This is a genomic window from Brevundimonas sp. P2_A6 (assembly GCF_056404975.1).
Genome location: NZ_JBFUCZ010000001.1, coordinates 346,606 through 368,288, shown reverse-complemented (window position 1 = coordinate 368,288; position 21,683 = coordinate 346,606). Strand labels below are relative to the sequence as shown.

19 protein-coding genes are annotated in these 21,683 nt (G+C 65.8%); 14 read left to right on the top strand and 5 right to left on the bottom strand.

Features of this window, described 5'->3' with window-relative positions; all coding sequences use genetic code 11:
• The first annotated feature begins 149 nt into the window (after nucleotides 1-149).
• The 9 genes from AC1DW4_RS01885 to AC1DW4_RS01845 all read left to right on the top strand — a co-directional run bounded on the left by AC1DW4_RS01885 (nucleotide 150) and on the right by AC1DW4_RS01845 (nucleotide 10,797).
• Nucleotides 150-1,316 (top strand): transglutaminase-like cysteine peptidase, encoded by a 1,167-nt coding sequence (locus tag AC1DW4_RS01885; RefSeq protein WP_477015543.1) that lies wholly within the window; start codon nucleotides 150-152, stop codon nucleotides 1,314-1,316.
• Between the two features lie 123 nt (nucleotides 1,317-1,439).
• A complete protein-coding gene (locus AC1DW4_RS01880) occupies nucleotides 1,440-2,042 on the top strand; it encodes a hypothetical protein (RefSeq protein ID WP_477015542.1) in 603 nt (200 codons plus the stop codon).
• Nucleotides 2,043-2,157: 115 nt separating this feature from the next.
• Complete coding sequence (locus AC1DW4_RS01875) at nucleotides 2,158-2,622, top strand: hypothetical protein (protein ID WP_477015541.1); 465 nt, start codon at nucleotides 2,158-2,160, stop codon at nucleotides 2,620-2,622.
• A 4-nt stretch (nucleotides 2,623-2,626) separates the two neighbouring features.
• Entirely contained in the window at nucleotides 2,627-3,922 is a 1,296-nt protein-coding gene (locus AC1DW4_RS01870) for an outer membrane beta-barrel protein (RefSeq protein WP_477015540.1), read from the top strand.
• Between the two features lie 42 nt (nucleotides 3,923-3,964).
• Nucleotides 3,965-6,211, top strand: coding sequence for a GumC family protein (locus AC1DW4_RS01865; RefSeq protein WP_477015539.1), 2,247 nt, complete (start codon nucleotides 3,965-3,967; stop codon nucleotides 6,209-6,211).
• 84 nt (nucleotides 6,212-6,295) lie between these two features.
• Complete coding sequence (locus tag AC1DW4_RS01860; RefSeq protein WP_477015538.1) at nucleotides 6,296-7,573, top strand: O-antigen ligase family protein; 1,278 nt, start codon at nucleotides 6,296-6,298, stop codon at nucleotides 7,571-7,573.
• A gap of 82 nt (nucleotides 7,574-7,655) precedes the next feature.
• The gene (locus AC1DW4_RS01855) at nucleotides 7,656-8,837 is read left to right on the top strand and encodes a cell wall hydrolase (protein WP_477015537.1); all 1,182 of its coding nucleotides are present in this window, start codon (nucleotides 7,656-7,658) and stop codon (nucleotides 8,835-8,837) included.
• Nucleotides 8,838-8,894: 57 nt separating this feature from the next.
• Nucleotides 8,895-9,701, top strand: coding sequence for a metallophosphoesterase family protein (locus AC1DW4_RS01850; RefSeq protein ID WP_477015536.1), 807 nt, complete (start codon nucleotides 8,895-8,897; stop codon nucleotides 9,699-9,701).
• A gap of 49 nt (nucleotides 9,702-9,750) precedes the next feature.
• Nucleotides 9,751-10,797: an acyltransferase family protein gene (locus tag AC1DW4_RS01845; protein WP_477015535.1), complete on the top strand. Its 1,047-nt coding sequence runs from the start codon at nucleotides 9,751-9,753 to the stop codon at nucleotides 10,795-10,797.
• A gap of 39 nt (nucleotides 10,798-10,836) precedes the next feature.
• Here the strand turns inward: AC1DW4_RS01845 and AC1DW4_RS01840 are convergent, their stop codons facing one another.
• Genes AC1DW4_RS01840 through AC1DW4_RS01830 form a run of 3 tightly spaced genes read right to left on the bottom strand, consistent with a single transcriptional unit; the run spans nucleotide 10,837 to nucleotide 14,830 of the window.
• The gene (locus AC1DW4_RS01840) at nucleotides 10,837-11,508 is read right to left on the bottom strand and encodes a hypothetical protein (protein ID WP_477015534.1); all 672 of its coding nucleotides are present in this window, start codon (nucleotides 11,506-11,508) and stop codon (nucleotides 10,837-10,839) included.
• 53 nt (nucleotides 11,509-11,561) lie between these two features.
• On the bottom strand, nucleotides 11,562-13,208 hold the full coding sequence (locus AC1DW4_RS01835) for a peptide chain release factor 3 (RefSeq protein ID WP_477015533.1): 1,647 nt from the start codon (nucleotides 13,206-13,208) through the stop codon (nucleotides 11,562-11,564).
• Nucleotides 13,209-13,258: 50 nt separating this feature from the next.
• Nucleotides 13,259-14,830, bottom strand: coding sequence for a tetratricopeptide repeat protein (locus tag AC1DW4_RS01830; RefSeq protein WP_477015532.1), 1,572 nt, complete (start codon nucleotides 14,828-14,830; stop codon nucleotides 13,259-13,261).
• 175 nt (nucleotides 14,831-15,005) lie between these two features.
• Here AC1DW4_RS01830 and AC1DW4_RS01825 point away from each other — a divergent pair, with 175 nt between their 5' ends.
• Nucleotides 15,006-15,164, top strand: coding sequence for a hypothetical protein (locus AC1DW4_RS01825; protein ID WP_477015531.1), 159 nt, complete (start codon nucleotides 15,006-15,008; stop codon nucleotides 15,162-15,164).
• A gap of 43 nt (nucleotides 15,165-15,207) precedes the next feature.
• Here AC1DW4_RS01825 and AC1DW4_RS01820 read toward each other — a convergent pair whose 3' ends face one another.
• Complete coding sequence (locus tag AC1DW4_RS01820) at nucleotides 15,208-15,588, bottom strand: hypothetical protein (protein WP_477015530.1); 381 nt, start codon at nucleotides 15,586-15,588, stop codon at nucleotides 15,208-15,210.
• Nucleotides 15,589-15,696: 108 nt separating this feature from the next.
• Nucleotides 15,697-16,029, bottom strand: coding sequence for a DUF1491 family protein (locus tag AC1DW4_RS01815; protein ID WP_477015529.1), 333 nt, complete (start codon nucleotides 16,027-16,029; stop codon nucleotides 15,697-15,699).
• 56 nt (nucleotides 16,030-16,085) lie between these two features.
• On the opposite strand from AC1DW4_RS01815, the gene AC1DW4_RS01810 reads away from it, so the two are divergent.
• From AC1DW4_RS01810 to AC1DW4_RS01795, 4 genes are all read left to right on the top strand, one after another.
• Nucleotides 16,086-16,988, top strand: coding sequence for a hypothetical protein (locus AC1DW4_RS01810; protein WP_477015528.1), 903 nt, complete (start codon nucleotides 16,086-16,088; stop codon nucleotides 16,986-16,988).
• 301 nt (nucleotides 16,989-17,289) lie between these two features.
• A complete protein-coding gene (locus tag AC1DW4_RS01805) occupies nucleotides 17,290-18,582 on the top strand; it encodes an O-antigen ligase family protein (protein ID WP_477015527.1) in 1,293 nt (430 codons plus the stop codon).
• 189 nt (nucleotides 18,583-18,771) lie between these two features.
• The gene (locus AC1DW4_RS01800) at nucleotides 18,772-19,725 is read left to right on the top strand and encodes a glycosyltransferase (RefSeq protein ID WP_477016197.1); all 954 of its coding nucleotides are present in this window, start codon (nucleotides 18,772-18,774) and stop codon (nucleotides 19,723-19,725) included.
• A gap of 64 nt (nucleotides 19,726-19,789) precedes the next feature.
• Nucleotides 19,790-21,673, top strand: coding sequence for an acyltransferase family protein (locus AC1DW4_RS01795; RefSeq protein WP_477015526.1), 1,884 nt, complete (start codon nucleotides 19,790-19,792; stop codon nucleotides 21,671-21,673).
• Nucleotides 21,674-21,683 lie beyond the last annotated feature (10 nt).

The window sequence follows — 21,683 nt, the reverse complement described above, 5'->3', positions numbered from 1 at the left end:
CGTTGGAACAGGCAGGTTCCCAAAAACCCGATAACGACATCCAACGCGGTTAACGGAATACTTATAGTAAAGACTGCGATAACCAACGTAAAACACCGTAATTTCGCTAAGTAAAGCTAGGTTTCCCACGTCGATCTGGGAAACATGCTATGTCAGTCTTCAGTATTAAGCGGCTGTTTACCTTGTCCGGCGCGGTGCTCGCGATCATGGTTGCAGGGTGCGAGACCATGCCCGATGCCCGGCCGACTGGACTGATGACGCTCGGAGACGTCACGGCCGCGCCGCGCGGCTTCATCGCTCTTTGCAGGACCACCCTTCAGGCGTGCCCGGTGGATGACCAGCGGGCCTCAAGCGTGGAATGGGTGCAGGCGTCTGAGGCTGCGGATCACGCCTATTGGCTTTCGAGGGTGCGCAATGGCCGTGATGCGGGCCTTCCGGGAGCGACAACGACGCGCCGGGCAGGAAGAACGACCGGACCGAGCACCGACGCTTCAATGGACCTGGAGCGGACGACCTTCAAAGCCCTGAAGGTGTCGCACGGCGAAGACGCGGTCGCGAAGGTCTTTGCACCCGACATGTCCGACTTCCGGGTCCGGGCGGGCGCAGCCGCGCGACCATTTCATTCCGATATCTCCGGTCCTGAGGGCGTCTGGCTGATGACGCCGAGCCCGCTTCGGCCGGCCGGCAGTCTGCCGCTGGCGAGTTCGAACGCACGCGGACTGGAGGCGGGGCGCGCGGATCGTCCATTCGCCGTCGACGTCGCGCCAAAGCTGGCACTCCCGGGGTTGCGCATGACGGAATTCCATGTCGATCCGGTGCCAGACGCCGTGGCCGCGACGTCTTCCGAAGGCTCCCAGGCGCAGGCGACGAACGAACGCGCCTCGGAACGCGTTCCCGCCGCGACAAGACCGTTGAGCCGGGCGCAATGGGCTCAAGTGCAGCGCATCAATGCGCGGGTGAACGGCGGGATGCGGATGCGCACCGACCGGGCGAACTTCGGCATGGAAGACGTGTGGCAACCTGGGTCGGACGTCGTCGCGCGCTACGGAGATTGCGAGGATTTCGTGCTGCAGAAGCGTCACGACCTGGTGGCGGAAGGGTTCGGGGCCGGGCAGCTTTCGATCGCCCTCGTGCGAACCCGCTGGGGTGAAGCCCATGCTGTCCTGCTCGTGAACACGCCGGAAGGGGAATATGTGCTCGACAATCTTTCGCAGTGGATCATGCCGTGGAACCAGACCGATTACGAGTGGGTGGAGCGTCAAGCTCCCGGTGACGCCATGACTTGGGTTCGGATCGGCACGCCGGCGCGCAGCTGAGGCGACGCTCGCGGTGCAGCCGAAAGGTAAAGCTTCGGACGCCCGGAGCAGCGCCATCTGGACTCGCTGCCGGACCCCGTACACTCTTTGCGGTGGTCGTCACCGGGGGCAAATGCGTTCGTCATGAACAGGTTATCGTCGTCGCGCGCGCGGCCGGCATTCGATTATCATGCGTCGGCGGTCGCCGGCGTCGCGATCTTGAGCGTTGGCTTGGCGACCTGGATGCTGATCGGCGTTGCCTTCCCGGATCGGGTGACGGCCGGGCTGGCGGGTGGAGCAGAGGCGCGCGCAGGTGCGGTGTTGTCGTCCCAACCTCTTACCCCCGAAGACCTCGCCGTCGCGGATGACCGGTCGCGTGCAGCGCTCGCGTTCTCCCCCATGAACGGGTGGAGCTGGCTGAGATTGGCCTATATCGACAGGGCCACGCACGGGACGCTGACCGGGGCGGGCTTGAAGCACCTGCAGGCATCCTACGACGTCGCTCCCTATGGGCCGCAGGTCTCTTCGTGGCGGATAACCTTCGCCCTCGATAACTGGGCATCGCTGCCGGCCCCCTTGAAACGCGAAGTGCTCAGCGAGATCGCGGTGTCATGGCCTGTAAGAGGAACCACGATCGATGCTGCGGTTGCGAACTCGCGTTCAACGTCCGGGCGTATTGCGGCGCGAGTGGTGATCCAGCGTCTCAAGCTCGATGCGGCGCGGCGTTGGACTTCTGCCACACCTTAACAAGTTTTGAATACCGGGGGTGGCCGAACCACCAATACGGGTGCTACTGAGCAGTTGCGGGATACCTTTGCCGCAACGGGGGGGACTGAAGGTGGCATCTCGAACGAGAATCTGCGTGGCCGCGATCGCTGGTCTTCTGACCGGGGCGCTTCTCGCCGCACCCGCGAGTTTCGCGTTCGCTCAGCAGTCCGTGCCTTCGATCTCGCCGGCCGCTCAGGCGGTCCTGGACGCCGTCGCCACCGCCCAGTCGGCGATCACAAGCCAGGGTCTGACCGGAGACGAAGCGGCCGCAACGCTGGCGGCGGCCATCAATGACGCCCTGCCCGCCGACGGCTCCGCCGAAGACATCGCCGCCATTCTCGATGAGGTCGGGGCGGCCCTGACGGCGCTCTACCCTAACGGTGTCCCGGCGACCCTGAGCGCGGCCTTGTCGGCCGTTCGGGCGGATCGCGCCGAAGCGGGCGGGGCCCCCGGTGCCGGTGGTCAGGGCGCGGGTCGAGCAACCGTGCCCACGACCGCGCCGCCGCCGTCCGGTGGCGCCGGCGACGACGACGCCCTTCCTGACTACAACCCCGCGTAATCCGATGGGCAAGAACATCGGTTGGGGCGGAAGGGCGCTCATCCTGTCGTCCGCTGGTATGGGCATGGCGGCAGCGGCACAGGCGCAGACGATCACGGCGGCGCCGATCGACATGTTCGGCCGTGCCCGGAACGTCAGTGTTCTCGAACGTCCGCACCAGGAATACGAGGCGATCGGCATCCGCGCGGGCAGCTTCATGGTCTTTCCGAAGGCCGAACTGCGCGTCGAGACGAACGACAACCTTTTCGCGACCAGCGCCCAGGAGCAGTCGGACCAGCTGGGGATCCTGCGCGCCGATCTGCTGGCCCAATCCGGCTGGTCGCGGCACTCCCTGACCGCTTACGCGACACTGGAAGCCGGCCGGTACGCCGATTTCGACAGCGAAGACTACGAGACCTATTCAGCCGGAATCGACGGGCGCGCGGACATCCTGCGCACGGCTTTCGCCACGGCGGGCCTGTTCATGGGCCACTCGGTGGAACCGCGCACCAACGCCAACACACCGTCGGCCAGTGCCCGACCGATCGAATTCGATGTCTCCAAGGTCAATGCGGCGGCGTCGCGAACCTTCAATCGCCTTCGACTGAAGGTTCAGAGCGAATGGCAGGTCCTGGATTACAAGGACGGGGCGACGGCTCTCGGCGCCAACATCGATCAGGACGGGCGCGATCGCGACGTCGTGACCTACAGTGGCCGGGCCGATTACGCTGTCAGTCCGGACACCGCCTTTTTCGTGCAGGCGATCGGCAACGCTCACGACTACAGGCGCGCCTCGACGGCGCTGGTGCCTGCCCGCGATTCCAATGGCTATCAGCTGCTTGCAGGGGCCGATTTCGACATTTCCAACCTGGTCAGGGGCGAAATCGCGGTGGGTGTCGTCGGTCAGAACTTCGATGATCCCGCGTTCGAAGACACCGAAAACGTCGGCGGGCGCGCCCTGGTCGAGTATTTTCCTACTCAACTGACCACGGTGACGTTCACGGCGTCGCGCTCCGTCGAAGACTCCGCCATCACGAGCTCGGGCGGCTTCGTCTCGTCCGCTGTCGGGGTTCAAATCGACCATGAGCTGCGTCGGAATGTCATTCTGACGGCGCGTGCCGGCCTGTCTCGAGACAACTTCGACGGTATCGATCGAACCGACGATCACGTGACGGCCGGATTGGGCGCGACCTACCTGATCAACCGCAACCTCGGGATCAGCGGGTTGTATTCGGTGGCCGATCAGTCGTCTGATGGCCTCAATAACGGCACCGATTACCGTGTGAATCGTCTCGCTATCTCGCTGGTCGGTCAGTTCTAGTAAAGGGCGTGCGCGCCTGCTTAGTCGGTTCAGTTTGGACGCATGACCACATTCAACGAGCCGTCAGCATCCCTGAGCGGCGATACCGCGCGGCTGCTCAAAAGCGACAAGCCACTGGATCTGCTCCACGCGCTTGCCATCGCGCGTCGGCGTCTACCGCTGTTCGTGGCGATCGCCCTGCTGGTTTTCGTGATCGCAGTGGTGATGACGTCGCGGGCCGTCCCCCAATACACGGCGACGGCGAAGGTCATGCTGGATCGGGAAACCCATCAGGTGACCGAACAGCGCGCGGTCATCTCGGACGGAACGCTCGATACCGCCGCCGTGGACACCGAGGTCGAGGTCCTGAAGTCGCGTCAACTGGCCGAGCGCGTCGTCGAGGCTCTGAACCTGGACCAGGATCCGGCATTCAATCCCGCCTTGCAGAAGCCGACAGGCCTCGCCGCCTTCAACGCGGGTCTCAAGAAGGCGTTGGGCCAGACAGCCTCGGCCAAGCGCCAGGATGCGATGAGCGACGCCGAAAAGGCCCGGCTGCACGAGTCCGTCGTCGACCGGGTGCTTTGGGGACTGTCCGTCCGTCGCTCCGGTCTGACCTATGTGATCGACATCAGCTACACCTCGCCGGACCCTGCGAAGGCCGCGCTGATCGCCAACACCTTCGCCGATCGCTACATGCTGGAACAGCTGGAAGGCCGCTTTGACGCCACGCGTCAGGCCAATGTCTGGCTCAACGATCGGCTCAGCGAGCTTCGCGGGGAGGTCATGCAGGCCGAGGCCGCTGTCGAGCAGTATCGCGTTGCGAACAATCTGCTGAGCACCTCGGGCGCGACGCTGACCGAGCAGGAAATTTCAACCTACAACCAGCAATTGGCGACCGTGCGCGCACAGCAGGCCGAGGAAGAGGCGCGCCTGCGCACCGCGCGCGATCAGCTGGCGCGGGGATCGTCGGGCGACGACGTGGGCGAGGCGCTGGGGTCCGCGACCATCCAGCAGCTTCGGGCCCAGCGGCTTCAGATCAGCGGGCAGCTGGCAGAGGCCGAGCGGCGCTATGGCCCCCGCCACCCTCAACTTTTGCAGGCCCAGCGCGAGCTGGCCGACGTGGACGCAAGCATCCAGGCCGAGATCGGCCGGATCATTTCCAACCTGGAGGCACGTGTGCAGGTGGCGCGCGAGCGCACCGCCTCCATGAGTGGAAGCCTGGGGCGCGCCCGAGGCACCTTGGCTGCCAACAACTCGGCCTCGGTGCGGTTGAACGAGCTTCAGAGAAATGCCGATGCGGTCAAGACCCTGTACGAAAGCTACCTTGGCCGGTTCCGCGAGACGTCGTCTCAGGAAGGCCTGGAGACATCGAATGTTCGCATCGTGTCCCGCGCCAAACAGCCGACGGGGCCGAGCGCGCCGAACGTTCCGGTCAATCTGGCCATCGGTTTCATCTTTGCCATCGGCGCGGGAACGGCGGCGGTGGTTCTGGCGGAACTGTTGTCGTCCGGCCTGCTGACGGCAGAGGACATCGAAGAGCGCGTGGGCCTGCCGTCGCTCGGCACCATCCCCGACCTGCGGTCCATCGCGGAGCCGGGCGAGCGTTCGATCAAGCCCGTCGATTACGTCGTGCAAAGGCCGCTGTCGTTCTTCTCGGAGTCGATCCGTAGCCTGAAGACCGCCATGACCTACGCCAACGTCGGGTCGCGCATGAAAGTCGTCGTCGTGACGTCGGCCTTGCCGGGCGAAGGCAAATCGACGACGGCGATGTGTCTGGCGCGATCCGCCGCGCAGTCCGGCAACTCGGTTCTGCTGATCGACTGTGACCTGCGTCGACGCAATGTGAACCAGTTGCTGGGTCTGGACCCCGCCGCGGGCCTTCTGGAGGTCCTGAACGGCAACGCGTCCTTCGACGACACGGTGATCTTCGATGAGCCCTCCGGGGCCTGGATTCTGCCCCTGGCCCGGAGCGAGTTCACACCGCGCGACGTCTTCGGCTCCGCCGCCATGGATCGACTTCTGGCCGCCGCGCGGGACCGTTTCGATCTCGTTCTCCTGGATACCGCCCCGGCACTGGCCGTTTCAGATACCCGCGTCCTGGCGTCCAAGGCAGACGCTGTGATCTTCCTGACGCGGTGGCGGAAGACGCCGCTGAAGGCCACCACCTCTGCGATCCGCTTGCTGGATCAGGCCGGGGGCCGGGTCGCCGGTGTCGTGCTGAGCCAGGTCGATATGAAGCAGCAGTCGCGATACGGTTACGGCGACGCCGGCTACTACTACGGCAGCTACAAAAAATATTACGCCGGCTGACCGCGCGTGAGCGAGTCCTTGAGAGCGAGCCGCTTTGAAAGACCGGTCGCCGGGCCGCGTCCGGCCGACCGTCGGATCTGGATCTTGCTCGGCTTCACGCCCGTGGTCCTGTTCGCGTCTGCTTTCGTGTACGGCATGACGGCGCGCGGGCCGGCTCTGGTTCTCGTCGCCGTGGCCGGCATCGGTGTTCTGGTCGCGCTTTCGAACTCAGCAAATCGCGCGCGTCTGGCGCGTGTACCCCTGCTACGGGAAGGTGCGCTGTTCGCGGTCGTGATCGGGCTCGCGATCTGGTCGCTGACACCCTGGCCGCCCGGGGGCGTCGATCCGATCTGGGATATGGTCGTGGGGAGGGGCGCGGGAACCCTGAACACGTCCGATACGCGGATGGAGATCGTCAAGCTGCTGGGTCTTGCCTGTGTCTACGTGCTGGGCTGTCTTCACGGGCTCGGGCGGGATCATTTCAGGACGACCTCGAAGATCGTCGTGACGGCCGGCGCCGTGTTCGCCTTCGTCGTGGTGGTGATGTTCCTGGCGGGACTGGAGCAGGGTGCCTTTGGCCGTCGTCTGGCGGGCCCGTTCGCCAGCCCGAACGTCGCAGCCACGGTCTTTGGAGCGCTAGGTATCCTGGCGGCGTCGTGGGCCGCGGCCCGGCTGGCGCAGGTCGAGGGTGGCCACGCGGCGTGGCCCGACCGCCTGGCCAGCGCATCCATTCCAGCCGCTCTGGCCCTGACCGCCGGTCTGGCGCTGGTGCTGACGGCATCGCGGGGCGGCATCGCCGCGACACTCGTCGCGCTGCTGTTGCTGATCGTCTGGCAAGTCCTGAAAGGCCGACGGAAGGTATGGACGACCATCGTGGCGGTGGGCCTGACGCTGGTGGTCTCGGCCCTTTTCCTGATGGGCGCGGGCGACCTTCTGCTGGAGCGAATCAATCCCGCCGGCCTGCCCGCCGAGTACCGCAGCCTTCTGTTCGCGACCCACTGGGCGGCTTTTCAGCAGGCTCCATGGTTCGGCTTCGGCCTCGGCACCTTCAGCGAGCTCAACAGGCAGTTGACGACGGCGGAAAACTACCGCGCGCTGTGGGAGGTGAACGCGGCGCACAGCGTCTATCTTCAGTGGCTGGAAGAGGCGGGGATCGCGGGCGCTTCCGCCATGTTCCTGTGCGTCGCCGTTCCCATCGGGTCGCTTGTGCTGGCCTTGTTCCGCACGCGAGACAGCCGCGGTTGGCTGAGGGGCCTTCTGCTGGCCGACATCGTCATCCTGTTGCACGGTTTCACGGACTTCAGCCTTCAAGTATTCTGGGTCGCGGCGTTTTTCGCCTTCATCCTGGGTCTTCAGCGGGCTGCATCGGTGAATGCGCGATGACAGGGCGTCAGACAGGCCGATCCTGGACACCTGGGCCGCGACGCCCGTTCGCGTCCATGGGCCTTTGCGGAGCGATGACCACATGTCGCTAGATCCGCCCGTCAACCCGTCGCGACTTCGTCGGCTCCAGCTCCGTCTGATGGATGCCCGTCTGGACCTGATCGAAGGCGTGCAGGCCGTCCTGGCGGATCCCGAGCGCGTGCGCCGGGGTCTGATCGCCGCCGGCGTCTTGATCGTGATCGTGCTTCTGACGACCGTGGCGATCCTGCTGACCTGGTACGGCCGCCAGGCGGACAGTGATCCGTCCCGGCCCGTACTGGCGGCCGAAGCGCCGGCTGGTCTGCCGTCGTCACCCGTGGAATTCACCCTGACACCGGATCAGCTGCGCGCGCTCAGCGCCGATCAGGCCCGCGTGCTGAACGCCAGCCTGCCCGTCTCCCTGACGCCTGACACGCCCGCGCCGCCGTTCATCCTGTCGGCAGGCACGTTGGACTTCCAGCGGGCCGTGGATTGCCTGACCGCCGCAGTCTACTACGAGGCGGCGAACGAGACCGTCGGGGGGCAACAGGCTGTCGCCCAGGTGGTGCTGAACCGGGTGCGTCACGCGGCCTATCCGGGGACGGTCTGTGGCGTGGTGTTCCAGGGCTCCGAACGGCAGACCGGATGCCAGTTCAGCTTCACCTGCGACGGGGCCCTTGGGCGTTCGCCCGAGCAGGGACGGTGGGCCAGCGCCCGGGCAACGGCGGTGGCGGCGCTATCGGGCACGGTCTCCGCCGCCGTCGGACACGCGACCCACTACCATGCCGACTACGTCTCTCCCTACTGGGCACCGCGACTGGACAAGGTGGGCCAGATCGGGGTCCACATCTTCTACCGCTGGCGTGGGCAGTTCGGTCGGCCGGCGGCTTTCGCCAAGACCTATCGGGGGGGCGAGCCGGACGTGGCCAAGCTGAAGCCTCTGGCCGCAGCCGGTTTCGGTTTTCCGGCTCTGGCGGAGATCATCGACCTGGAGCCCGTGTCCACGGCCGCCTCCATCGATCTGGTCGCCGGCACGACGGCCATGCCGATCGTCGTCTCAACCGATATCGAGGACGGTCCCGCCGAGCCGAAACCCGATACGGCGGCCGTCGTCCAGGCTCCCACGCCCGTGGTCGTGCGTATCGAGCCGGCCGTCCCCACGACCCGCAACGGAGAGGTCACCTCTACGGTGACGGACATCCCGCGGCGACCCTCCCGTCGCCTGGCGCGACCTTCAGGTTGGTAGTCGACCGGCATCGGGGATCGGCCGTGGCGGCGCCGATCCGGCTGGGCATCTAGCGCCATGTTCGGACGCCTGCGCGCACCCAGGACGACGTCACCCACCGCCCGCGTTCCGGCGGACGTCGTCGTCTGGGCGATCGGCGACGTGCATGGACGGGCCGACCTGCTGGCTGGCCTGCTCGCGGACGTGCGTTCCGATCGTTCGCACCAGGCGGGATGCCGAACGATCGTGATCGGTCTGGGGGACTATGTGGATCGCGGGGCGAATTCGCGGGGTGTCCTGGACCAGCTTTGCGATCTTTCCGACGACCCGTCGATCGAAAGCGTGTTCCTCATGGGAAATCACGAAGAGCGGATGGAGGCCTTTCTCGAACAACCCGAGATCGGTCCGTCATGGTGCGATTATGGCGGTCGCGAAACCTTGGCGTCCTACGGCGTCGCATCGCCTGCGATGCGCGGCGATCTGCCGGGTTGGACCCAGGCGGCCGGCGACCTCGCCGCCGCCCTGCCCCCGAGACACAAGGCCTTGCTCGATGGTCAGCGCCTGTCGGCGTCGGTCGGCGACTATTTCTTCTGCCATGCGGGCGTGCGGCCGGGCGTCCCCTTGGCCGAACAGTCGGCCGACGACCTGCTGTGGATCCGTCAGCCCTTTCTGAACCATCCCAAGCCGTTCGATCAGGTGATCGTTCATGGACATACACCGGCCGACGACGTCGTCTTCACGGGCCGGCGGATCGGGGTCGATACCGGTGCCTATGCGACCAACACCCTGTCGGCCGTCCGACTGGAGGGTGAAGACCGCCAGGTGGTGCAGGCACGGGGTTCCGGCGCGACCGTCGCGGTCGAACGGCGGGCGTTGTCGGTGTGAGTAATCGTCACGGTCCGAGCCCGATCGCCGCAGCGCGGGCCGAACCCAAATGGTAGAATCGTCGCTCGTCGACACGGCTCTCCGCCCACGGAGCCAGGGCGTTCAGACCTACCTCGGCGTCCAGTACCTCCGCGCGTTCGCGGCCATCGCCGTCGTCGTCTTCCACGCCGCGCAAAGGTATGGCGTCGATCTGAGCCCGGGCGCGCGCGGCGTGGATGTGTTCTTCGTCATAAGCGGCTTCATCATGTGGACGCTGACCAGCGCGAGGCCCAGAGCGCCTGGGGCATTCCTGATCGATCGGATCAAGCGGATCGTACCCTCGTACTGGTTGGCCACCGCGGCGATCATCGTCGCGGAGCTGATAGGTGCGGTCCAGACGACCCAGAACGACATCGGCGTTGCTTCCGTGCTGAAGTCGCTCTTGTTCGTGCCCTACGTGGCGCGAGGGGCGACGGAAATCTGGCCGATCCTGCCGCCCGGCTGGACGCTGAACTACGAGATGTTCTTCTACGCCGTCTTCGCCGCCTTCCTGTTCACACCGGTTCGCGTCCGGCTCTGGGGGATGACGGCGACCTTCTTCTTCCTGATCGGCGTGGGTGCCGTTTTCAGGCCGGGCGACCCCATCCTTGCCACCTATACGAACGCTCTGATCGGCCATTTCCTGGCCGGGGTCTGGGTCGCCGAAGCCGTTCGAAGGGGCTTCACGCTTCCCTCCGCAATCGCCCCACTCGTCGTGGTGGGCGGAACCGTCGCTCTTTGCCTCATTCCCTGGCACGGGCTGCTCGTCACCCTGGCCTGCGGCCTGGCGTCGACAGCCATCGTCTTCGGCGTCGTGTCCATAGATCGTCGCGACAACACGCCGGGGTCAGGCATCGCGATGTTCGCCGGGAATGCCTCTTACTCGATCTATCTGTGGCACGGGTTTGCCGTGTCGATCGTGGCGAAGGCGACGGCTCCGTTGGGGTTGCCCATCTGGGTGACCATCGTCCTGGGGGTGGCGTGCGGCATCGGCCTGGGAATGATCGCCTTCCTGGCCGTCGAAAAGCCCATCAGAAAACGGCTCAGTCCTGCGAAAGCCGGTAGACCGCGGACCTAAAGGCCGCCATCGCAATCGACCGGCGCGTGCCGCTTCGCCTTAGGGTGCGAAGCGCGCGTTGTCCGGCACGGTGGCGGCGTCGCAATGCTTCCACTCGTCCTCTTCGACGCTGCCGTCCAGGGCCAGGCGAGCGGTGCGTTTCAGGGTGCCGGCGTCGATCACCTCATAGTTGATGGTATAGGCCCCCGCATCGCCGCCCAGCTCGGTCTGGCAGCGTTGCGCCTCGCGCCAGCTGTTGGGACCCGTCTGCATCCACTGGCCCGGCTCGCAGCCGCCGAAGTCGATGGTGAAGGAGGTCGGGGTGGCGAAGGCCAGATCGCCGTCGCCCGGCCACACCTCGGCGCAGTCCTTGTCGCCGCGCGCATAGTAGCCCAGGGCCAGGGGAATGGGCTCGGGCTCGGTCTGGCCCTCGGCCAGGGTGACGCCGGTCGCGGGCTCGTCCTCCGTCGCTTCGTTGCGGTCCGGGCCGTCGACGTCACCCAGCAGATCCTCGAGTGTGCGGGAGGGGTCGGGCTTGGGCTTGACCTGAGAGGTCGGAGCCAGCGGCGGCTGGGCATTGGGACGCGGCGTCATCACCGATTGCGCCGGGCCGGTGTTCAGGGACCGGGTCGTGGCGCTGCCCTGGTCCTGAGCCGACACGCCCGTGGCCAGGAGCAAGCCACTCGACACAAGGGCCAGGGTCAGGAGCGGGGCTGTCGATCGTCTGGTCATGGCGTCATCCCAGCATGCCGTCGCGACAGAACAATGGCACGAAACCTGACGGTTCAGCCCCGCTCCCTGGTTTTCGTGAAGGCGACCTTCGGGAACCGCTCCATGACGTAGCCGGTCTCCCAGCTGGACTTGGCCAGGAAGACCGGAGCCTGGTCGATGTCGCGGGCCATCTGGCCACGATACTTGCCCATGAAGTCCTCGACGTCGGCTTTCTCGCCGTCGATCCAGCGCGCCTCGGCATAGGGGCTGTGCTCGAAGATGACCTCCAGCCCGTATTCCTCGCCCAGGCGATCCGCCATGACCTCGAACTGCAGCTGGCCGACCGCGCCCACGATGAAGTCCGCGCCGATCTCGGGTCGGAACAGCTGGGTCACGCCTTCCTCGGCCAGACCATCCAGCGCCTTCTTCAGATGCTTGGCCTTCAGCGGATCCTTGACCCGGACGCGCTGGAGGATTTCCGGCGCAAAGTTGGGCAGGCCGGCGAAGCGGATCAGGCCGCTCTCCGACAGGCTGTCGCCCACCCGCAGCACGCCGTGGTTGGGGATGCCGATGACGTCGCCCGCGAAGGCGTCCTCGGCCAGCTCGCGATCGCTGGCGAAGAACATGATGGGGGCGTTCACCGACAACTGTTTGCCGGTGTTCTGGACCTTCAGCTTCATGCCGCGCTTGAAGCTGCCCGAGGCCATGCGGAACATGGCGATGCGGTCCCTGTGGTTGGGGTCCATATTGGCCTGGACCTTGAAGACGAAGCCGGTGACCTCGTCGGAGCCAGGCTGGATGGTCAGCTCGACCGGGGCGGGGGCGTTGCGCGTCTCGGGCGGGGCTTCCTTCCTCGCCGGCATGACCTTGGGCGGCGGGGCCCATTCTCCAATGGCGGCCAGCAGTTCGTCGATGCCGAAGTGGCGCAGGGCCGAGCCCCACAGCACCGGCGTCATGTGGCCTTCCAGGAAGGACTGCCGGTCGAAGGCGGGATAGCCGCCGGTGACCAGTTCGGCCGCGTCCATCAGCTCCTGTTGCTCGCCGGGTTCGAAATATCGGGCGGCGTCGGTCAGGGGCAGTGGATCGGGATGGCCCGCGTCCTCGACCGCGCCAGGGATCTTGCGGGCATAGGGCTGGAACCGGCCGGTCCCGACCTCGACCATGCCACGCAGTCGGTTGCCGCTCTGGGCCGGCCACCAGATGGGGGCGGGATCGAGCTGAAGCTGGGACGCGATCTGGTCCAGCAGCTCCATCGGATCGAGGGATTCGCGGTCCAGCTTGTTGATGAAGGTGATGATCGGGATGTCACGCAGGCGGCAGACCTCGAACAGCTTCAGCGTCTGCGGCTCGATGCCCTTGGCCGCGTCCAGCACCATGATGGCGCAGTCGGCGGCCGTCAGGGTGCGATAGGTGTCCTCGGAAAAGTCCTCGTGGCCCGGCGTGTCCAGCAGGTTGAACATCTTGGCCACGCCGTCCGACGTGGTGTGCTCGAACGTCATGACCGAGGCGCTGACGGAGATGCCGCGCTCCTTCTCGATCTTCATCCAGTCCGACTGGGTGCGCCGGTTCTCGCCCCGCGCCCGCACCGCCCCGGCCGCCCGGATCGCCCCGCCGGACAGCAGGATATGCTCCGTCAGCGTCGTCTTGCCGGCGTCAGGGTGCGCGATGATGGCGAAGGTCCTGCGGCGCAGGGCCTCCTCGTTCAGGGTGAGCTTGGACATGGCGGCGGGAGGTAGCGCGACCACGCCCGAAAGTCGAACCCCGCGCCGGCTCAGCGCCCGGAGGCGGGCCCGGGCTCTGGCGGTGTCTCGGGCTCCGCAGGCGGCTGGCCTTCCGGATTATCCGCATCCACGGCCGCCGCGATGGCCTCGTCGCTCAGGGGCGCCTGTCCCGCGGTCGCCTGTGCCAGAAGGGTTTGCGCGGCCTGGGCCGCCCCTCCGCCATGGGGCGCATTGGCCAGCGGTCGCAGAAGGCGCACGGCCGCCTCGGACTGTCCCGATCGCATCAGGGCGCTGGCGAGACCCAGCCGCGCGGTCGGCAGTTGTGGTGCCAGGGTATTGGCCAGTTCCCACGTCGCGACATCGTTCTCGTTGGGATAGTCGGCGGCGCCCTCGCGCGTCGAGCCCAGCAGGACGAAGGTGCGGAAGTTGGCATCGTCGACGGCGAAGGCTCGCCCCAGATATCCTCTCGCCCGCCGAAGCCGGGCGGGATCGTCCTGATCTTGCGCCTGCTGGATCTCCCGGGTCGCCATCAGCTGCAGCGCCTCGACATTGTCCGGCTGGATTTCCAGCAGGCGGGTCAGCGCGGCCTCGCCGGCCTCGGGATCGCCGAAATGCAGCTCGGCATGACCGAGCGCCAGCAGGGCGAAGGGATCGTCGGGATAGGCGGCCGCCCGTTGCCGGACGAGGACCGTGGTGGCGTCCCGTTGCTCGCGGTTCACACCCACTTTCAGCCTCTGGTTCAGCAGAAGAAGTCCATCGGCCGACGGAGGCAAGGTCGTGACGGCGATCGGGGGCGCGGGCAGATTGAAATCGTAGCGACGGGCCGGAATGCGGCCCCGGATATAGTCGCGCAACTCGTGCTCGATGTCGCCCAGCGACATGCCCGTGGCGCGTACCAGCGCCTCTGCGGGATCACCGCCGGCGCCGACGTCGTCGATATAGGCCTGCAGCTGCTGGCTGCGCTCGGGGTCGCCCATCATCCAGTGGGTCAGCACCCAGGCGACCGGATAATAGGTATCGCGCAGTTGCGGCAGACGAATTTCGCCCAGTGGCCTGGTCAGGACTTGATCCAGCGGGATCCAGACCCGATCGGCCAGCATGATCGCCCGGCCGACATTCGCCTGTCCGATTTCGACCCGCGTGCCCTCGATCTCCGTCGTCGCGAAATATTCGGCAAAGCCTTCGACCAGCCAGCTGGGATAGGCGACCGCCGAGTGCTGGAACATGAAATGGTGCGTGTATTCATGCAGCAGGGTGTCGTCGTCGCCATCGCGGATCGCCACGGCGAAGATGTCCTCGTTGCTGGGCGTATAGATGCCCACGACATCGGCTCCGATGGAGGGAAACACCGTCGCCAGGGCGCGGGGTCCTTCCACCAGATAGATGGGCAGTTTGCGCGGCGGGACCTGGTCCACCGGCACGCCCAGCCGCTGACGCAGGATCAGGTCGAAAATCTCGAGTTTGCGGACGTAGTCACGCAGTTCGCTTTCCCGCCCCTCCGAATAGACGATGAAGCGCTCGCTCTCGGCCCGGCGCCATTCGGCGCTGGCCGGCGCCGCCCAGCCCAGGGCCATGAGCCCCACGGCGACCACGGCCCATACCCTGATGAGACGAGACCTCATGTATTCCCCCCGTCGCCCGACGTCGTTTGTTTCGGGCAAGGCGATTGTGGCATCGCTCACAGGCCTGGCCAAGCCTGTGAAAAACCCCTCGTCAAAAGGGGCTTTAGGAGTCATCCTCAGTCTCGCGAGACGTCATGGACGCGAGCCTGACGCCGCAGGGAAGAAGGAAACGACCATGGCTCTGCTGGATTCAGCACACCGCGTTTCGACGGTCCGGCATGATCGGACGACGACGAAGAGCGGCATTCACCCGTCGATCTGTCTTGTTTCGGGCTTCGGCTTCATCGTGGCGGCGGCACTGTTGGTGCACGTCGTGATGGCTGCCATTCTCTAGGCGGCTTCCGCGAGCGTCGCGAGCGTGCGCGGCGTGAGATGGGTCAGGCCGCCATGCGGCCCCAGACGGCGCGGTCGGCGGCGACGGCGTCCAGACGACCCTTGCCGCTCTTGACGTTGAGCTGGGTCAGCACCGCGTCGGGCAGGGCGCAGAAGCGGGGTTCGACCAGGGCGGGATCGCAGTCGAACTCCGGCGCGGCGAACAGGGCGGCATTCACCTCGGGCGAGCGGTCGTGGATCAGCCAGGCCAGGCGCCGTGCCCGTTCAGGGTCGTTGCGATGCAGCAGCGGATCCTCGGCGAACAGCTCGCAGCCCAGCTCCATCAGATAGTCGAAGCCCAGCTTCTCGAACCGGCGCGCATCGGCCGACGTGACCGGAGAGGCCTCGTCCAGGTCGAACACCACGTCGTTCATGAGAAACAGCATAGGGAAAGCCACCCGGTCGACGCCGACGGTTCTGTCGACGACCCGACCATGCACCCGGTTGGTTTTCGGTTCGGTGTCCGAACGTCCTTAAGGATTTGCGACCGCGGCTCAGCCGTCGTCGGCAACCGTCTCGGTGATGAAATGCCGACCCTGGCGGTCCTCGATCTCGATCACCCAGAGGTCGGGATCATAGCCGCGTTGGCGGTCGATATAGCCGTCGAGGTCGCTCTCGCTGCCCGTCACCGGCTGGATCCACAGGCGATCGCCGTCCTGTCCGAAGGCCTCGCTATATAACCGCGCGGTGCGGTCCGAGGTATTGTAGGCTTTGACGATAACTGAGCCCGCGCGCGCGTCGCCCCGGCGAACCACCGTCGCACTGGCCCCTTCGATCTGGGCCCGACGGATCAGGGCGCCGACCCACAGGTCTGAGTTCAGAAGCAAATCGGTAACCCTGTCCGGCAACGGGACCGGAACGTCATGGCGCTACGGTCGGTCCCATGAGGATAGGCCGTTTCCCCCGTATCGCCAGATCAAGAGTCTGGGCCGTCGCCATCGGTGCCGTCATGGCCCTGTCGCCCGTGCTCGCCTCGGCCGAGGGTGGCGGCACCTATTACGACCGGACGTTCGTGCTGGCCGCCGACCAGAAGTGCGGCCTGTTTCGCGGGCCGATCGCCGGGGCCCTGAACGCCGCCACCCTGCAGTCTCGCGGTGCCGCCTTGAGGGGCGGCGTGGCCGAGGCGACGCTGAACGCGACCGCCGCCCGCGCCCGCTATCGCGCCGCGCGGGTCGATTGCGCCAATCCGGAACTGGCGACCGTCCGCGACCGCGTGGCCGACGCCTTCGCGGGCTGGCAGCGCATTCCACGCATGGATTTCATCGGCGACCGCGCCACTTGGACCGCCGACCGCGTCCGGCGCGAAGACGCCGCCTGGCGACTGGTCCAGCCGTCGGTGGTCGGGGCTTCGCCGGTCCGCTTCGGCCTCAGCGCCGGCCCGGCCCAGCCCGGCACGGTGTTCGGCGGCAACAGCCTGTCGGCGGTCGTATCGTTCGTCGGGCGACCCCGTCCCTATGCGGCGCGGATCGTCGTGCGCGATCCAGCCCTGGCTCCGCGCCCGTGGCTGACCGCCACCGGATCGGCGGTCCTGCCACCCGTCACGGGGCGCAAGGAAATCTGGTCCGCCGGCACACGGGCCGCGGCCGTCTCGCTTTTGGCCACGGGCCGGACACAGGGTGAGATCTGGCATTTCCCACAAGCCGGAGCGGACGCGCTGGCGGCCCTCGACCCGCGCGAACCCTTCCTGGTCGAGTTCCTGTTCCGCGACGGCAGCGCCGCCACCACGACCTTCGAGGCCGGAGACTTCGGTGCCGCGCGAGCGTTCGTCGGGCTGGGGACGGTTTAAGGAACTGTACAGCGCGAAAGGCTTCGAGCCGTCGGGTCGGCTTGGACCATGCGGATCAGCCGGATTCTCAGGTTAGTGCTTCTGGCGATGGAGCACCTGCCGCCGGTCCGCCCCGACGCCATCCACCCGGGCAACGAGACGGGTGTGTTGGGGATCGTGTTTGAAGATTTCGCGCAATGGTCGGGGACCAGGACCTATCCGTCGTCGCATGATCTGTGGAAATAGACCAAACACGGATGTTCCATCCGAACGACGGCCGGTGAGCACCTGCCCGCTCGATCCGTTCCAAGATTGAAGGCTCATGTCCCAAGTCGCCCCACGACCGTTCGCCCCAGGCGGCAGCCACGGTGGAACGGCCCCGGCCGTCTCGCCCCAGTCGCTCTTTTCCGAAATCGCGCTCACCGCGATGGTCTGCGGGTCCTTCATGGGCGGATTGGGGCCGATCGGCCCGCTGCTCGTCATGGGCGGTGCTGCCGCCCTGGTCTATCTGCACCCTCTGGCCGCTCGAAACGCGTTGAGTGCCTGGCCGCTTCTGCTCGTCGCGTCGATCTATCCGCTCTCGGCTTTGTGGTCGGATCAACCGGCCGTCAGCCTGCGATATGGACTTCAGGTCGCTACCACGATCCTCGCGATCCTGGTCGCGGCGGGCACCAGCACACCCGCGCGGTATGTGCGGGCCCTGCTGATCGGAAGCGTCATCATCCTGCTGCTGTGCGTCATCGACGGCACCAAGGGCCAGTCACAGGGGGGCAATGTCCTGGTCGGGTTCGTGGGATCCAAGAACGCCATGGGCAACCTGTGCCTTCTCATCGTGACCGCGTCGCTGACCATCATGATGACGGCGCAACAGCCTGTGATCCTTCGAAGAGCCGCGATCGCCGCCGGTCTGCTGGCTGTCTTTTTCCTGTTTCAATCATTCGCGACCGGGGCTCTGCTTTCACTGGCCATCTTCCTGGTCGTATCCTTGCTGCTGTTGGCCACCTCGCGGATGTCGACGCTGGGCAAGTTCGCGACGGCGATCCTGGTCGTGATCACTGTCCTGGTGCTGTGGTTCATCCGGCAAGACGTCGACAACTTCGGCACGTGGTTCCTGGTCGATGTGCTGGGTAAGGACACCGGTTTGACAGGGCGTGATTATCTGTGGCGGCACGCCGACGTCCTGATCGGAGACAGGCCGTTGATCGGTCACGGGTACCGCGCGATCTGGCTCGGCGGTGGATCGGAAACGATCGGATTGCTGCGCTGGGCCGATCTGGACAGCGGTCTTGGATTCAGCTTCCACAACACCTTTCGCGACGTGCTGGTCGATTTTGGGTTTCTCGGCGCTGCCGCGATCTTCGGGGGCCTGGGCATCGGGACCTTGCGTCTTCTCTACGCGGCGACCGAACGCGGGGCCGATGGATCGCTCATATTCCTGGCGACCATGGCCGTGATCGCGATCTTCCGATCCTATACCGAAACCTATCTCGGGGCCTTCTTCGACCCCATGCTGATCGTCGTCGCCGTATCCGCCTATGGTTATCTGATGAAGGCTCCGAAGTCGGAGGCCTGGATCGGAGAGCCAGCCCGGATCTTGGTCGGCACGGCGCGTTAGGGCGCCAGGCGGCCCGCAAGCTGAGGCAAATCCGACACGCGCGAGCGCCGTGAGACCCGTATATTGCTGCAGATGCGAAATCGGATATCCTGGAGTTGAGCTTGACGCTAGGTCTTCGGTGCCGGAGCTCAAGGCCCGCGCGATCCGAGTTCCACACAGAGGCTGGCGGGGAAACACTTGTCCGTTTGCGTGATCATTCCAGCGTGGAATGCGCAAGGTACCGTCGCGCGGTCCGTCGCCTCGGCCCTGTTGCAAGCTGAAGTCAGCGAGGTCGTGGTCGTCGACGACGCATCCACAGATGGGACGCGATCCGCCGCTGCGGCCGCCGATGACGGATCTGGGCGCCTGACTGTGCTGGTTCAAACGGTCAATCGGGGACCATCTGCGGCCCGAAATCTGGCGTTGGCCAGCAGTCATTCCCCGTATGTCGCCGTACTCGATGCAGACGATTACCTTCTTCCCGATCGATTCAAGCCTTTGCTTGCGGTCCCGGGATGGGACGCCATCGCCGACAACATCGCTTTCGTGGAGGAAGGTCAGCCCGATATCGAACTGGGGTTGCCCCCGACGACAACCGACGCAGACACGTCCGGCCTCACCCTCGCGGCTCTTCTGGCCGGTGGAATCTCCCGGCGCGGTCTGGCACGTTCGGAACTTGGATTTCTCAAGCCGTTGATGCGTCGGTCGTTTCTGGAGCAACACGGACTGCGGTATGATGAAGACTTGCGGCTGAGCGAGGATTTTCTGCTGTATGCCCAGATCCTGGCCGCCGGTGGCTGCTATCTGACCGTCGGTCGGTGTGGCTATGTCGCCGTCGTCCGCGAAGGGTCGCTGAGCGGTCGCCACTCGACCATGGACTTGGCCGCCTTGCTGGGCGCGCTCGATCGCTGGGCCGAGGATGCTCCGATGGCAGATCGTGAACGCGCGCTGTTCGGACGGTACCGCCGACAGGTGTCGGCCAACTACCGGCACCGGCGGCTGCTGGACGATCGCAGACAGTCAGGCCTGGCCCTCGCGCTGATGCGGGCCCTCGACGAGCCGTCCACCTTGCCGTTCGTGGCCATGCGCATCGTCAGGGACAAGCTGCCGCGACCGGCGCAGCCCAAGGAAGCGCCCTGGCCGCGGTATCTGTTGCCGGTCTGATGGGACATTTCCAGTCGCGCCTGGCCTTGGGACGTGGGCGGTCTGTGGCCAGGAAGGTCTATCCGTGAGCCACATCAAGTATCGCGCCGATATCGACGGCCTGCGCGCGCTGGCCGTCGTGCCCGTGGTCCTGTTCCACTGCGGCCTGACAGTCGTTTCGGGCGGCTACGTCGGCGTCGACGTATTCTTCGTCATTTCGGGCTTTTTGATCACCAAGGCGATTTCGAGTGACCTGAAGGACGGAAGCTTTTCCATCGCCGGTTTCTACGAGCGGCGAATACGGCGCATTCTGCCCGCGCTGATCGCGATGATCGCGGCGTCTTTCCTGGCTTCGATCCTGTTTATGGATCGAGGTGCGATCGCCGGGTTCGGCAAGTCCATGATCAGCGTCGCTCTGTTTGTGTCCAATGTCTTCTTCTGGAAGGCCTCCGGATATTTCGAGCCGTCCGCGCTCACAAAACCCTTGCTCCACACCTGGTCGCTGGCTGTGGAGGAGCAGTTCTACATCATCATGCCTGTCTTTCTTGGCGTGTGCTGGCGTTACGCGCCGAGAGTTCTGCGGCCCACGATCGCGATCGCCGCGGCAGGCTCTTTGGCGCTGTCCGTCGCGGCCATGACCGCCGCACCCACCGCGGCGTTTTTCCTGCTGCCGACACGGGCCTGGGAATTGCTCGCCGGATCGCTGCTGGCGCTCTATCCGGTGAACCCGCTGTCCCGCATCGTGCGCGAGTTGCTGGGCTTCGCGGGTCTGGCGCTCGTGCTGGCCGCTGTTCTGTTGTTCGATGAAGCCACCCCCTTCCCCGGCTACGCGGCGGCAGCGCCCGTTCTCGGCGCGGTCGCCATTCTGATGGCCGGGGGTGCCGGCGGCAGCGTGGTTTCGCGCATTCTGGCATGGAGACCGTTCGTCTTCGTGGGGCTGATATCCTATTCGCTCTATCTCGTGCACTGGCCGCTGATCGTATTCACGCGCTATGCCCTGTTGCGCGACCCGCAGGGCCTGGAGATCGTCGCGCTGGCGTTCGGGAGCGTGCTGCTGGCCACGCTCTCGTGGTGGTTCGTCGAGAAGCCTTTTCGCAGACCGCAGAACCCTGTCAGCCGCCGCCGTCTGTTCGTGGTCGCATCGCTAGCCTTGATTTCGATCGCCGCCGTCGGTTTCGGCATGTCCAGATATTCCGCATCCGGGCCGATCATGTCGTCCGACGCGAAACAGGCCACCCAGTCCGACACCTGGCTTGAGGGAAGGTGCTTCCTGATGGATCAACCGGCGGACGCCTGGGCCGAAGACGCCTGCGTCCGGACCAGCGGCGACAAGCCTCGCGTGGTCCTCTGGGGCGACTCGTTCGCGGCCCAGTACGTGCCCGGCCTCATCACCAGACAGGCCGATCTGGATCACGACGTGGTGCAGTATACCTATGCCGGGTGCCCGCCGATCCTGACCTATGAGTCCTATGCGCGGCCGGGCTGTCACGCATTTAACGCCCGTATTCTGGAGGTCGTTTCGCGATATCACGCCGATTCCGTCATCCTGGCGGCGCGGTGGGATCAATTGCGCACCCGGGGGCTGTCCGGGCTTCCGGAAACGATCCGTCGGCTTCGCGAGGCCGGGGTTACCGTCTACGTCATCGGCCAGAGCCCGATGTTCGCCTTCGATGTCTCGGTGCTGGAAAGCCGCAAGGCCGGCTTCGCCCCCGATGGCCGGATGGCGGCCTGGGTGACCACCTTCAAGACGTCTGAGTTCGACACGGTTCGTGAATCCAGCGCCGGAGCCCAGTTCATCGATCCGATGCCCGCCTTCTGCAGCCTGGACCGATGCCGTTACAGGCAGGATGGACAGATGCTGTTCTTTGACTACGGACACCTCTCCGATTTCGGCAGTCAGTATGCGGTCTCGACCTACTTTCCGATTGTGAGACGGAGTGGGCTGAGCGAGAAGCCGCGCCGTCCATAGTCTTGCTCTT